This is a genomic window from Plectonema cf. radiosum LEGE 06105, from assembly GCF_015207665.1.
Classification (GTDB): domain Bacteria; phylum Cyanobacteriota; class Cyanobacteriia; order Cyanobacteriales; family Nostocaceae; genus Rivularia; species Rivularia radiosa_A.
This window is the reverse complement of record NZ_JADEWL010000160.1, coordinates 1-14,323: the sequence shown is the minus strand read 5'-3', so window position 1 is coordinate 14,323 and position 14,323 is coordinate 1. Positions and strand designations below refer to the sequence as shown.

At 37.9% G+C, this 14,323-nt stretch carries 13 protein-coding genes; 5 read left to right on the top strand and 8 right to left on the bottom strand.

The annotated features are described in order from the left end of the window. Positions 1 to 74: 74 nt before the first annotated feature. The 3 genes from IQ247_RS27655 to cobU form a co-directional block, all read right to left on the bottom strand. Entirely contained in the window at positions 75 to 1,007 is a 933-nt protein-coding gene (locus IQ247_RS27655; RefSeq protein ID WP_193924887.1) for a ribonuclease Z, read from the bottom strand. A 401-nt stretch (positions 1,008 to 1,408) separates the two neighbouring features. Beyond that, a complete protein-coding gene (locus tag IQ247_RS27650; RefSeq protein ID WP_193924886.1) occupies positions 1,409 to 1,849 on the bottom strand; it encodes a hypothetical protein in 441 nt (146 codons plus the stop codon). Between the two features lie 73 nt (positions 1,850 to 1,922). Continuing rightward, positions 1,923 to 2,468 carry a bifunctional adenosylcobinamide kinase/adenosylcobinamide-phosphate guanylyltransferase gene (gene cobU / locus IQ247_RS27645; RefSeq protein ID WP_228060096.1) on the bottom strand — a complete coding sequence of 182 codons (546 nt, stop codon included), beginning with the start codon at positions 2,466 to 2,468 and terminating at the stop codon, positions 1,923 to 1,925. Between the two features lie 210 nt (positions 2,469 to 2,678). Between cobU and IQ247_RS27640 the strand changes: the two genes are divergently transcribed. The 4 genes from IQ247_RS27640 to hpsU all read left to right on the top strand — a co-directional run bounded on the left by IQ247_RS27640 (position 2,679) and on the right by hpsU (position 6,329). Then, positions 2,679 to 3,470: a hypothetical protein gene (locus IQ247_RS27640; protein WP_193924885.1), complete on the top strand. Its 792-nt coding sequence runs from the start codon at positions 2,679 to 2,681 to the stop codon at positions 3,468 to 3,470. A 206-nt stretch (positions 3,471 to 3,676) separates the two neighbouring features. Next, positions 3,677 to 4,606, top strand: a complete 930-nt coding sequence (locus IQ247_RS27635; RefSeq protein ID WP_193924884.1) for a glycosyltransferase family 2 protein — start codon at positions 3,677 to 3,679, stop codon at positions 4,604 to 4,606. Positions 4,607 to 4,713: 107 nt separating this feature from the next. Continuing rightward, entirely contained in the window at positions 4,714 to 5,652 is a 939-nt protein-coding gene (locus IQ247_RS27630) for a glycosyltransferase family 2 protein (protein ID WP_193924883.1), read from the top strand. 107 nt (positions 5,653 to 5,759) lie between these two features. After that, entirely contained in the window at positions 5,760 to 6,329 is a 570-nt protein-coding gene (gene hpsU / locus IQ247_RS27625; RefSeq protein WP_193924871.1) for a hormogonium polysaccharide biosynthesis acetyltransferase HpsU, read from the top strand. Here hpsU and IQ247_RS27620 read toward each other — a convergent pair. Further along, positions 6,259 to 9,474, bottom strand: a complete 3,216-nt coding sequence (locus IQ247_RS27620) for a plasmid replication protein, CyRepA1 family (RefSeq protein WP_193924868.1) — start codon at positions 9,472 to 9,474, stop codon at positions 6,259 to 6,261. The two genes, hpsU and IQ247_RS27620, sit on opposite strands and share 71 nt — an antisense overlap. A 368-nt stretch (positions 9,475 to 9,842) precedes the next feature. Here IQ247_RS27620 and IQ247_RS27615 point away from each other — a divergent pair, with 368 nt between their 5' ends. Then, positions 9,843 to 10,190 carry a DUF433 domain-containing protein gene (locus IQ247_RS27615; protein WP_193924866.1) on the top strand — a complete coding sequence of 116 codons (348 nt, stop codon included), beginning with the start codon at positions 9,843 to 9,845 and terminating at the stop codon, positions 10,188 to 10,190. Positions 10,191 to 10,406: 216 nt separating this feature from the next. Here the strand turns inward: IQ247_RS27615 and IQ247_RS27610 are convergent, their stop codons facing one another. The 4 genes from IQ247_RS27610 to IQ247_RS27595 all read right to left on the bottom strand — a co-directional run. Then, complete coding sequence (locus tag IQ247_RS27610) at positions 10,407 to 11,132, bottom strand: phosphatase PAP2 family protein (RefSeq protein WP_193924864.1); 726 nt, start codon at positions 11,130 to 11,132, stop codon at positions 10,407 to 10,409. Positions 11,133 to 11,255: 123 nt separating this feature from the next. Further along, complete coding sequence (locus IQ247_RS27605) at positions 11,256 to 11,477, bottom strand: tetratricopeptide repeat protein (RefSeq protein WP_193924888.1); 222 nt, start codon at positions 11,475 to 11,477, stop codon at positions 11,256 to 11,258. 179 nt (positions 11,478 to 11,656) lie between these two features. Beyond that, positions 11,657 to 13,171 (bottom strand): amidophosphoribosyltransferase, encoded by a 1,515-nt coding sequence (gene purF / locus IQ247_RS27600; protein WP_375341255.1) that lies wholly within the window; start codon positions 13,169 to 13,171, stop codon positions 11,657 to 11,659. Between the two features lie 177 nt (positions 13,172 to 13,348). Beyond that, positions 13,349 to 14,323, bottom strand: a 975-nt coding sequence (locus tag IQ247_RS27595; RefSeq protein ID WP_228060095.1) for an AIR synthase related protein, incomplete at its 5' end; no start/stop codon positions are given.

Below are 14,323 nucleotides of genomic sequence, written 5' to 3'. Positions count from 1 at the left end.
GGGATGGGGTGATGGGGAGACAATTTTCACCTCTAACCTTTAACCTCTAACCTTTAACCTTTAACCTCTAACCTTTACCTTCTTCTCGGTACTTCGTAGGTCATGAAGTCGTAAGCCATTTGGGTGTTGGGGAAAATTGCTCGACCTTCGTTAAGTAAATCTTTTAATTCAATGGCGTTTCCTGGGGCGTAACGGGGGCTAAAATGACTCATAATTAAATGATGTGCGCCTGCTGCTAATGCTGTTTGCGCTGCCATTGTGGATGTAGAATGGAGTCGGTCAAAAGCCATTTGAGAGTCTTGATGAGCAAAAGTGGCTTCGTGAATCAATACATCGGCATCTTTTGCTAAATCAACTGCATTTTCACAGAAAACTGTATCCGTACAATAAACAAATTTGCGCCCAATTTCTGTAGGTCCACACAATTCTGAACCGTTAATAACTCTTCCATCTTTTAAAGTTACGGTTTCACCGCGTTTGAGTTGACCGTAAACTCTACCGGGTGGAATTTCTAAGGCTTTGGCTTTTTCCACATCGAATTTTCCGGCTCGGTTTTTTTCCTCTACACGATAACCATAAGCTGTGACTCGATGATGTAAAATATTACAACTGACTATAAATTCGGCATCTTCATAAACTATTCCCGGACGAACAGCGTGAACTTTTACCGGGTAAGAAAAATGTGTATGAGAATAACGTCTGCAAGCTTGTAAGTATTCGTTTAATCCTTCTGGTCCGTAAATATCAACACGACTGACATTCCCAGCCAAACCGCAACTAGCAAGCAGACCCATTAAACCAAATATATGGTCGCCGTGCATATGGGTAATAAAAATTCGCGAGAGTTGACTCATTTTCAGGTCACTCCGCAATATTTGGTGTTGAGTACCTTCACCACAGTCAAATAGCCATAATTCTGCTCTTTGCGGTAATCGAAGGGCAACACTTGAAACATTGCGCGACCTTGTGGGTACTCCAGAACTCGTCCCTAAAAATGTTATATGCACAGCCTTATGTAATCTTTTTATAACTTAATTTATATGATGACATTCCCCGTTTCACTCCGTTTACTTAACTTAACTGTTTAGGTCAAGTAAGTAAAGTGATGACTATTACGGAGAATATCTGACATATTTCTCTTATTTATAACGATAATAATCTAATTATTGCGGCTGACGGGAAATAGAGGGTTGTCTGACAAGTCGGGTTTTTATTACTGTTATAAGTGTGTTACGGATATCTATATCCTAAAAACCCGACTTCTGTACATCATCATGGTAAGCGCGTTGAGTTCTGACAAAAATCAAATTCCCTAAACTATAAATAAAAATAAATAAATAAATAAATAAATAAATAAATAAAACCCACCTTGGAGGTGAGCTTAAAAGTATTTATAAAGTAATGTGTATTAATCTTTATCTGTTGTCTGAGATGATTGATTCTGCAAAAGGCGATCGCGAATTTGAGTTAATTGCTTTTGAGATTGAACAGGTTCTCGTGGTTGTGGAAGTTCAGTATTAGGCCAAGTTGAGATATCATTACAAGGACATAATAAAGGCGGCATACCTAAGTTTTTCAAAGGTACCGGCATATCACAACGGGAACAAGCAACCATATCCCACTCAGGTGAAAGTAACTCAGCAATAGTTTGTTGTGTACCTTCGAGGTAACACTCACCCGATTTAGAAGATATAACTTTCTCCCAGCATTGCTCAAAATCTTCACTATAACTTTCACCATCAACAATTATATGGGGCTGCAAGCTTGCCGCACCATTGTTTATAAATACTTTTTTACCCAACTGAAACCAGTAAGCCAGGTATTTTTTAACTTCTGTTTTAGATGCCATAATTTAATTTTAGATTGTGAATGGGTAATGGGTAATTGGGAATGGGTAATGGGTAACTGATAACTGATAATTTCTAAGACGGTAAACGAGTGCCGAGTACGCTGAGATTGAGAACGTGTCCTCCGGTGACTAAGTATGCTGTTTGACTGATAACGCCTAGTTTACGGGTTAATGAACCGAGTCGATCGCGAAAAGTTTGACCGAGGGGATAAGCTGGTACTACTCCCCATCCGGTTTCTTCTGCGACGAAAATCATCGGCGCTGCAACAAGTTGTACGGTTTCTAAAAAATCTTCCGCAATATTAAGCCAGGAGGTATCATCTTGTTCGATGAAATTTGCTACCCATGTTCCTAGTGAATCTACTAAAATAATATCGTTGGGTTTTGCGTCTGCTAGAGTAGCGGATAATTCAAAAGGTACCTCTAAAGTTATCCAACTTTGGGGACGACGATTTCGATGTTGAATAATTCTTTGCTGCCATTGTTTATCATCGGACGATAAGAGTGCTGTGGCTATATAAACTACTTTTTTGCCTGACTGGTTTGCTAGAGTTTCTGCCCACTCACTTTTTCCAGAACGAGCAGGACCAGTGACAAGGATAACTTTACTCAAAGCCATTTCCTCAGTATCTTTAATAAGTAGGGTTGCAATTTTTTCGATCTTTTTTTATTCAAGGGTGCAATTTTTGGTAACAAATAACTTTTAATAGATAAAAATACAGCATTTTTTGGTTAGCGTGATCGATCGCTGACAAGACAATCATAAATTGAACCTTAGCCAAAAAAGCGTTGTACAACTGCACAAAGACACGAATCCCCGAATATTTCTATGAAAGCAGGCTTAAAGCGTATTGAGGCAACTTTGCAGGATTTAGACATTCGCGTTACGAACCCCATCGACGAAGCGAGCGATAGCAATGATTCTCTTCAAGAGTCTTTATCGTTTCGTATCACCGCCCCAGAATCCACTGAAGAAGCGACGCAATCCCACGAAGAGGTTAAATTGCAAACTCCTGTACCGTCCGTTGCTGCCGATTCTTGGCAACAAGATAACTCAGTTCAGACCTTTTCGGCACAAGATGAGGAAATTAAACCACCAAGTCTTCCGAAATTTAAATCCCCAAGCTTTAGCAGTCATCGTAACGCTCCCAATCCCGCTTTAGCATCTAATGTCTTGCTCGAAATTCAAGAAATTGTTGCTGGTTGGCAAACTGAATTACACACAATTGTGCGACAAATTGAGGATTTATACTTACAAGGACCGATTGTTAATGGTTGGCTCGAATCTCATGAAAAAGAACCACAACCCCAAGCTACTGCAACTTTACGTCATGCAGAAGTTGACCGCTTGATGAACTATGTAGAAGAAATTTGCGCCGCACAAACACAACCCCAATTTGAATCTAAGCGTACTGGCTACCGTTTATGTGGTTTAGATACCAATGGTGAAGTTTGGTGTCGTCCCTGTCCTCCCGAACAAGTCCCTAGCGTTAGTATGGCGATCGCCCGTTATCAACAATTACGTCAACTCCTAGCACGCAAGCAGAAACTGGAAACCCACTTAAATCAACTTGCTGAAACTTTAGTAGTTCTGCACGGTCATATTAAACAGCAAAAATAAAGTTTTAACTAGTTTTAAAACTTATATCCGAAAAAACTCGGTTGGTGAGTATAAAATTTTTGGCTAAGATTCTTTGTAGGCAGTTGTTAATTTTTAGTAATAGCTAATATGTAATAGTAAGAAATCTAGAAACAATTAGCCTTGATATATATCGCGCTGATAAAATCTAAAATCCAAATAAAGGCAAATCTCAAATTGCAATCAAAATGCCAGACACGCAAATTTCTGCCATTATCTGTACTCACAATCGAGATCATTATTTAGGTGCTGCCATAGATAGTCTTTTGTCGCAGAATTTCGTCAATGGCTTTGAAGTGGTAGTCGTAGATAATGGCTCAAAAGATAATACCAAACAAGTCGTAGAACAAAGACTCGCTCATCCACGTCTTAAGTATATTTACGAACCTGTTCTCGGTCTTTCTGTAGCTCGTAACACTGGTGCTAAATCTGCCAGCGGTGAAATCTTAGCATATCTTGATGACGACGCTGTGGCAAGCCCTTGTTGGTTACAAGTTCTTTATGGTGCCTACCAAAGTAACCCTAAGTTGGCGATCGCCGGTGGTAAAGTTACATTATTATGGCCAGAACAAACCCTACCACCCCGTTGGTTATCACCAGGATTAGCCAGCAATTTGGGAGCATATGATTTGGGCGATCGCCTTGTCTCTATCGAAAATCCAGGTTTAACTCCTAGAGGCTTGAATTATTCAATACGCGGTAGTTTTTTAGATGAAATTGGAGGTTTCGACACCAATCTCGGAAGAGTAGGGAAAAACTTACTTTCCAATGAAGAACTGCAAATGACCGAATTAGCTTTGGAGAAAGGTTGGGAAGTAGCTTATCTTCCCGATGCTTTAGTCGCTCATAATGTCTCTCCAGAGCGTCTCAAACGTTCCTGGTTCTTCAGTCGAGGTTGGTGGCAAGGTATTAGTGAATGTTATCGAGAACAACTAGCCGGTAAAGCCGGTGCAAGTCAATTACAACGCGGTAGCGAACGCTTTATCCGTGGCTTATATAAAGCATTGCAACATTATTCAGACCCAGCAGAACGCTTTGATAAACTTGTATATGCTTACGGTCAAATAGGTTATTTAAACGCAGCTATTCAGGGATTTCTATCTAAAAGAAGTAAATAGTGGTTAGTTGATAGTAGATAGTAGTTAATGGTTAGTGAGAATTTTTCATTAATAACTGTCAACTATCAACTGTCAACTATCAACTGTCAACCAACAACTAATATAATATGACTTCTAAAATACCAGTTTCCGTTTTAATTCCAGCAAAAAACGAAGAAGCAAATTTACCTGCTTGTTTGAAAAGCGTTGAAAGAGCAGACGAAGTTTTTGTTGTCGATTCTCAAAGTAGCGATAGAAGTATTGAAATTTGTGAAAGTTTCGGTGCAAAAGTCGTACAGTTCGAGTTTAATGGACGTTGGCCAAAAAAGAAAAATTGGTCATTAGAAAACTTACCTTTCCGTAACGAATGGGTATTAATCGTTGATTGTGATGAACGGATTACTCCCGAATTATGGGATGAAATTGCCTCTTCAATTCAAAATCCAGAATACAGCGGTTATTATCTCAACCGGCGCGTATTTTTCTTGGGTAAATGGATTCGTCACGGAGGTAAATATCCCGATTGGAACCTGCGTTTATTCAAGCATAAAGAAGGTCGCTACGAAAACCTGAATACCGAAGATATTCCCAATACAGGTGACAACGAAGTTCACGAACACGTTGTTTTAAGTAATAAAGTTGGATATCTGAAAAATGATATGCTTCACGAAGACTTCCGTGACCTTTATCACTGGTTAGCCCGACATAATCGTTATTCCAATTGGGAAGCACGAGTTTACTATAACTTACTCACGGGTAAAGGTGATGATGGCACCATCGGCGCAAGTTTATTCGGTGATGCAGTACAGCGCAAACGCTTCTTAAAGAAAATTTGGGTACGATTACCCTTTAAACCATTATTACGCTTTATCTTGTTTTATATCATTCAGCGCGGTTTCCTTGACGGCAAAGCTGGCTATATTTACGGACGACTCTTGAGTCAATATGAATATCAAATCGGCGTAAAACTTTACGAACTGCGTAGCTGTGGTGGTAGTTTAAATACTGCATCTCCAGAAAAATCCCAACCTACTATTTCTCCAAAAGTTACTCAATCTTTAACTTGATGGAAAACAAGGGGACTTTAGGGACAAAGAGATAATTTATTATTAACTCCAAATTCCTAACTCTTTATTAAGGATTTACAATCTAAAATCTAAAATCTAAAATTCCGATGCTCCAATTATTAGATACCGAACCCTTTGTAGATTTACGTAAGTATGACCAATCCAACTTTGACCGAGGACGTGCGGGTTGGTATATATTTTTTTGGTGGTTCGTCCAAGCAATTACTTTTCCCTTAACTCTTCACAATCTAAGTGGTATACGCTGCACTTTGTTACGTCTTTTTGGCGCACGTATTGGTAAAGGTGTATTGATTCGACCTACCGCCCGTTTTACTTATCCCTGGAAAGTAACTATCGGTGACTATAGTTGGATTGGTGATGATGTCGTTTTATACAGTCTCGATGAAATTAATATCGGTTCTCATTGCGTAATTTCACAGAAAAGTTATATATGTACTGGTAGCCATGATATCAAAGACCCAGCCTTTAGTTTACAAACAAAGAAGGTTGTAATCGGTAACGGTGCTTGGGTTGCTACAGATTGCTTTGTCGGGCCCGGAGTTACAATTGGAGCAAATGCTGTAATCGGTGCCAGAAGTACAGTTTTTACTGATATACCTGATGGACAGGTTTCTTGGGGTACACCGTGTCGTCCCCGGTATGCAAGGAATCGGTGATATTTTTCATATGAGTCAACATCAATTCATCTCGCTGCCACCATATAGAAAATATCTCATTCCTTCCATCATCAAGTGTTTCTGTATCAATACGATATACATGATTATTTACTCGTTTGATTTTCAAACCTAATAAACTAAACAGTCGCCGAATAATTTTTATCGTTGAAACCTGTTCTTTTTCTATTGCTAAATTAACTAAATTAATATTTAATGCTCTTTGAATATGTTTACTGCATTGCAATACGGTATTTTTGAGCAATATTAAATCGGCATCATTTTCAGTAAATTCTCTACCGGGTTCGAGTAACTGCAATACACCCAATGCTCGTAAAGCTTCTATTCTCAAAGTATAATTTTTTAAATCGGGTAGAAAAACTTTTCCTTCACCGCATGACAATTGTTGATTCCATTCTTGTTTATCTCTGATATGAAAATATTCACTGGAATGAGTTAGATAATAATGGGTTCGTAATTGATAATAATAGCCTTTATCATCCTGCAATTTTAATTGAGGGGTAATTTGTACACCGTATCTTTTTCTGAGAAAATATTTATTAATTTTGTAACGCTCTTTATCTGTAAGGGAATGTTTCTTTAATAACTGTTCATATTCCAAATAATCGATATCTGGAGCATTACTTACAGCAGTTGCTACCGCTAATTGATTCTGTTGCTTAATTTTTTTAATTTTATGATTAATTTCTTGGGATTTATAACGGCTTTGTTCCCAATCTTTTTTGACTTTGATGATTTCTAAAATTAATCTTCTGCGAGTTGCTGAATCTTCTTTATCGGTAGCTAAAAATGCATAACGTAAATCACGAATAATATTCTTTTGGATATCATTAGTACGTACCCATAAATTATGCCCTTCTGCCGTCAACCCTTCCTTCATCGATTGACGATAAAAGTTAATTGAACCATTTACCCTTGCCGAGAATTTTGCCCAAGTTCGTAGATGAATTGGATCATAAACTAAGGGTAAATCAACATCTATTTTATGCATTGGACTCAATAAAGCCAAATTTTCTTTTTGGTTCTCTTGATACCAGGAAGATAGTGAGCGATAATTCGTACTACCGCTACCAATTAAACCGACTCCTCGCTTCGCACACCACACCACACGAGGTACATCGTCACGTACCCTTGCTAAGGCTTGTCTAGCTTCGGAATCGGGAATTACTCCTTGAAAAATTCCGTAAACTCGGTCAAAATGCTGAACATCTATACTAATTCCCGTACCAAGAGTGGGAGTGACAAAAACAGCATCGTATTCGGTAATTTTTTGATTAATAGATGCTACAAAATCAACCGCTTCATGACCTGGTGTATTAGTAGTATGACTACTGACTATTAACGTTTTAGGATATAAATGTCGTAATTTATCCAAACGTTCTTTTAAATAACGTTCGATAGTTTCACTACTATAACGTCCACAACGACTATCGGTTGTAACATAACATTTTCTTCCAGCGAGTAAATCTAATTCTAACTGTTGAATTAACGGTGTAGGATTGGGAGAATCATAAAAAGTTACATCCCAAGCTTTTTCTGGTTTCCATTGATTTACAACAATCCAAGGCGTTAATTCTATTCCTGCTAATTTTTGCAGGTATTCTAAGGAAACATCTGATAAATCCGCATCTTGAGCAATAACTAATCCTCCTGTTGTTAAAACAGTCGAAATTAACTGCTGAAATAACTTTAATATCTTGACTCGTTTATCTTTACAAGTATTACTATGTAATAGATGCCATAAAGATTGTTCCACTTCATCTAAAATAACTATTGCACCTTCCCAATCAGCAGGATTGAGTTTCCAAATTGAATCAATACATAATCCTGTAGAGAGTTTTATCGCGCTAACATTCCCACTCTGTAAATTTGTAGTCCCGGCATTTTGCTCGCTTGCTGTAATATTAGGAAGCAAGATGCGGACACTACTAGTATTTTTGCAATTTTCAGATATACCGTTTAAAAATGCATTTTCTATTTGCCATTCCCTATGAGATATACCCCATTTAATTCCAACTTTTTCGCATAAAAATTTCCCTAATTGGATTCTATGAGTCATTAATAAAACAGGTTGATTTTTATCTAAAGCTTGTTGAACAACTGTTTGTAATGCTGTGGTTTTTCCTGTTCCTTTGGCTGATTTAACTCCAACTAATCCCGAAGTCGGAAAAGCTATATTACCTAAGTAACGACGATTGATATTAAGTGAAGCCGGAATAGTTAAATTACTATGGGTTTTACTATGAGCAAGATAAACTTCTAAATCCAGACTTTGACGATAAACTTTATCGAAAGCAACTACACCTTTGGCAACAATAAATTCATCAACACCTTTTTCTATCCCCGGAAGTTCAATTACTTGAACCGGACAATTTTTTTCTTGAAATAATAAACCAAGTTGAGATATCGCGTTGTTGACGGCAGTTATTTTCTTAACTTCAGTTTCAAAATCAAAACAAATATAAATAGTACGTTTAGTAATACTAAAAGCTGCTAAATCCGCAATCAATTGACGACGGATAACTTTACCAAATTTATCTTTAGTAACCCGATAACCGCTGGTAATTCCCGGAATCGCGATCGCAATATATCCTTGTGTTAAAAGTGCAGCGGCTTTCTTCACTCCTTCACAAATAATTATGGGTATATTACATTCCATTACCCACTTCCAGAAACCGATAGCAGCACCATCTTCAGCAATCGTAATATTTTCAGGTAGTTTGACATTGTAACGCTCAGCGACTTGCTGCCACAGCTGTAACGGTACCCGCAAACAAAATATCCGCGTCGGGGTACAAGGTGGATGTTCATATTTTATAGCCTTACCTTTTTGATTAACACGGGGCTGGTTAGGTTTGAAACATCCCCACTCCATCATGTGCCAATTATTCAGCACATCAACTCCCGAACACCACCAACCACCAGCACTCACATGAGCATAACGCTCCAACCAGGAACTTCTGACTATTCCAGTATTTGTACGGGGAATTAGTTCGGAAATCAATAGATAATCGTAAGCAGTTTTGTCTTCAACAGAGCGAAAATTCAGCTTGAGCAGGTGTAAATCAATGCCACTACTATTGACTAATTCCTCTAGATGTTTTGGATGTAGGTAGTGCAAATGCATTATGTAGAGCGGAAAGTACAGACAATGGATTTGAGAAATTTACCATGCACTCGCTGGTTTTTATATAAGGGATTTTAAGGTTTTTCGTGTGCTTTTTATGATTTTGTATTTCAAAATACATCGGTTTTAATAAAATAGATTGATTTATTCTATTCTGTTGTCCAAGTAATAGATTTGTATTGTAATATTTAAAGTATTTTTTTTTATATTTATCAGTATAAGTATCAATAAATAATTTTTATATTTTTTTGATAAAATAGTATTCTCATATGATAAGGGTAGTTAGAAGCATCTAATAAAGTTATTTAGGTGAATTAACCAAGACAGTTTTTATAATAGAAGCTATTAGTTAGTTAAATATAAAGATAATGTCAAACCAAGTTTTAACAGATTATTTCAACTTTCTTTCTCCTACAGATATTCGCCTTAAAGGTACTAGGATTGGGATTGAAACTATTTTGTATGAATATCTTGATTGCAGTCGTACACCAGAGGAAATTGCCCAAACTTACACATCTTTAAGATTAGAACAAGTCTATGGGACTATTCTTTATTACTTACAAAATCAAGAAAATATCAGTCAATATATGAGAAAATGGTACGAGCATGGTCACAAAATGAGAGAGCAACAAAGACTCAATCCACCACCCGTTTCAGAAAAACTTCGTCAATTAAGAGTGAAAAGAAAAGTTGAACAATCAATTAATGAATTTTAAATACTTGATTGTGCATCGGAATAAAATCGATTGAAATTCCCATTATTTCTTTATTTATGAGAATTATGTTCAGGACTTACGCAAACTGCAATTGTCATTGCGACCGAAACAGAGTGTAGGGAAGCATTCACCCTACGGGTGAATACGTCGCTATCGCTCGTAATGACGCAGTTACGTTACCTTTGCGTAAGTCCTAATGTTTTTACTTTTATATTTTTACTCTTGAATAACAGTTTCTTGATTTTCTTTTCGCAACAGAGACTGTAAAATTTCTAAACTAAAAATACAGCTAATTAACCATACTAAACCAGCCGCATATCCAGCAATGATATCTGTTGGCCAATGAACTCCTAAATAAAGACGACTGAAACCAATTGCTAAAATTAATAAAGTTGTACAAAATAAAATTAATCCCTTCCAAGCAGGAAAATTAGCTATTAACAAATAACCAACAAAACCATAAACAATTAATGAAACCATTGCATGACCACTAGGAAAACTAAATGAGTTTGCATCTACAATACGTTCCCATAATGTAGGTCTCACTCTGCCAAACATTGTTTTGAGCCACACATTTAAATTCAGACCACCAAATGTGACGATAACTAAAGCAAAAGCACTCGCAAATTTTCTACTAACTAATAAAAATACCCCGACAAAACAACTCAGATAAATTAATGTTGAACCATTACCCAAAAATGTAATTCCAGTCATGATTTGATTTAGCAAAGGGGCGTGTAATTTGTAAATGCTTTGCAAAATTGCTATATCAAACTCTGTGGTTTGTTCTGCAAAAACTCTTTCAGTAATTTGGAAAAATAGCCATAACGACAAAATTGCGATCGCAAATCCTCCCACCCAAAGGAATGATAGTAGAGGAGACAATCGGGGACTTACTTGTTCTCTCCAATTTTGAATTAATTTATTCGTGTAGTTGAACATGAATTTAAGTTATATAGATGTATGTAGGCAAAGGTATTTTACGCGACAGTAATACTTCGCTCGATCAACAATAACAAACTGAGTTTAAGGCAATGTAAAATCTATACCCCGTTGTCGAATACTTTATTTAATAAAAGCTTGAATATAAAGAGGTTCTGCTGCTTCGTACTTTCCTTGGGAGCGGTAAAGTTGAGCTAAATTGTTCAAGCTGGTAGCAACATGGGGATGATTTTCTCCCAAACGGGATTTTGCTACTGATACGCATTGCTGTCTCCAAGGTTCCGCTAAAGCATATAAACCTTGTCCTTCGTAAAAATTAGCTAAACCAGTAAAAACCCCATTCAGATTTGCTGCGGCTCAGGCACACCTAGCTATGTTCACGCAATGTGCGCTACGTTTCTTAACCGAATAGTCTTAGAATCTATGGGAGTATATCAAATAATTAAAAAGACTCCGCGTTGCGAAGTCTCTACATTAGTGATTTATATTGTTCTGAAAAAAACCCAATTTAAAACCTAAAATTATTAAACTCTTACTTCTTCTAACATTAATTTAGAACGCTTGAGTTTTTCAGGTACTGGTACCGGATAATCTCCAGTAAAACAAGCCGAACAAAAACTATTAATATCTTGTTTGGTTTCTTCTAACATTCCTTCCCAACTCAAATATCCCAGGGTGTCAACTTCTAAATGTTTAGCAATTTCTTGCACTCCCATTGTTGCAGCAATTAGTTGGTCTTGACTATCGGTATCAATACCGTAAAAGCAAGGATGAGTAACTGGAGGAGAAGAAATCCGCATATGTACTTCTACCGCACCCGCTTCCCGTAAAGATTTTACTAATTTACGGCTGGTGGTACCCCGGACAATTGAATCATCAATGATGATCACTTTTTTGCCGCATAATACATCTTTGAGCGGATTTAATTTCATTTTTATACCCGATTCACGCATTGCTTGGGTGGGTTGAATGAAAGTTCTTCCGACGTAGCGATTTTTAATCAATCCTTCTACGTAAGGTATACCGGAAACTTCAGAAAAACCTATTGCAGCAGGTATTCCCGAATCTGGAACCCCAAAAACTATATCCGCATCTACAAGAGATTCTTGTGCTAATCTTCGCCCTAATCTCATCCGGTAGCTATATAAACTTTCCTCGTTCATGATGCTATCGGGACGAGCAAAGTAGAACATTTCAAAAATACATAGTTTCCTTTCTTGTTTCTGAGTCCACCTAAAGGACTCTAAACCACCTTCTGTAATCCAAACCAATTCGCCAGGTTCTACATCTCGCAGGTATTCCGCGCCTATAATATCCAAAGCACAGGTTTCCGAAGCCAAAACATAACGTGTTGGACTACCCTCTAAAGTGCCAATTACCAGAGGTCGAATACCGTTTGGATCGCGTACACCCATGATTCCTTCACTGCTTCCCACAACTAAACTAAAGGCTCCCCGGCAACGATGAAAAGCCCGAATCGCAGCTTGCAACAACTGCGAACCGTCGTTTAATTCTTCGGCGATCGCCAAAGCAATCATTTCCGAGTCGGTTGTAGTCGTTAGATTACAGCTTTTTTCAAGCAATTCGTCGCGCAACTGCTTAGTATTGACTAAATTACCATTGTGTGCTAAAGCTATTTCTCCTAGTCGGGTTTGGACAATAGCAGGTTGGGCATTAGCTACATGACTCGAACCTGTAGTGGAATAACGGGTATGACCAACTGCAATACTACCTGGTAAGTCATCAAGGATGGATTCGTTGAAGACTTGAGATACTAAACCCATATCTTTGTGGAGGTGTACCTGTTTGCCTTCAAAAGTCGCAATCCCAGCGGATTCTTGACCTCGATGCTGAAGAGCGTACAATCCAAAATAAGTTAGTCGGGCAACGTCTTCTTTGGGTGCATAAACGCCGAAAACCCCACAAGCTTCTTCTTGCTTATCAGGACGTTGATCTTGATTAATTAAATTGGAATTAATTAAATTGGGATTAATTTGGGCGTATTTATCCGAAGTGACGGCTTTGGAATTTGGGGAAATCATGCTAGCTATGCTCCTGATGATGATGTCAAGCCACTGGGATTGTGAAATTGGATAGTTATATAAAGAAAATATAAAATTTAATTAATTCTTAACCATCCATTTACCACAGTACAGTAATTATGCTCAACGATACTAATAGTAAGTTGCCAGTTATTCAATTGTCAGTTGAATGCTTTACTGTTGATGGACGGCTAAACGCCTAGTAATTGCTTGATAATAGTGATTGTTTGCATTTTCTATTGTAACGTTTATTAAAGTTTTATTATCAGTGGTTAATACCCCCAAATTTGTATGGGAATTTCCGACCTTACCAAGTTTTTGCCAATTGTCGTTTAATTGTTCTTGTAAATAGGATTCCCAAATTTGTTGTTGCTCTAACGCAACTGAAACAATAATTCTGGCTCCACCTTCACCAAAAAGTATTTCGTCCCATCTTTGAGAATTGCTTGCTGGTAAATCTAAAATAATTTCGGCACCGAGTTTACTTTGAATACAACATTCAGCAAGAGCAACAGTAATTCCACCTTCAGCGCAATCATGGGCAGAGCGCACCCAACCTTGACGAATTCCTTGTCTACAAACGTGCTGTACGCGACGTTCCAAATCAAAATCGACCCTTGGCGGTTTTCCGGCAACAGTATTGTGGATGGTAGCTAAATACTCAGACCCTCCTAATTCGATTTTGGATTGAATGGGTAAACCGAGAAGATAAATAATATCTCCAACTGATTGCCAAGCTTGAGAACAGATTTTGGTTAAATCGGGAATTAATCCCACCATTCCCACAACAGGAGTCGGGTAAATTGGTTGAGGATTGCCTTGAGCATCAAAAGTTTCGTTGTAGAGAGAGACATTTCCGCCAGTTACCGGAGTCGATAATTCTTGACAACCTTCAGCTAAACCCCGACAAGCTTCTGCTAATTGCCAATAACCAATCGGTTTTTCCGGACTACCAAAATTCAGGTTATCTGTCACCGCCAAAGGTTCCGCACCCACACAGCTAAGATTACGAGCAGCTTCCGCCACCACAGCTTTCGCGCCTTCATAAGGGTCAAGATAAACATAACGAGAATTACAATCAACAGTTGCAGCAACACCCGATTTTGGATTTTGGATTTCGGGCTTTGAATTATAAGTATATTCTCCCCC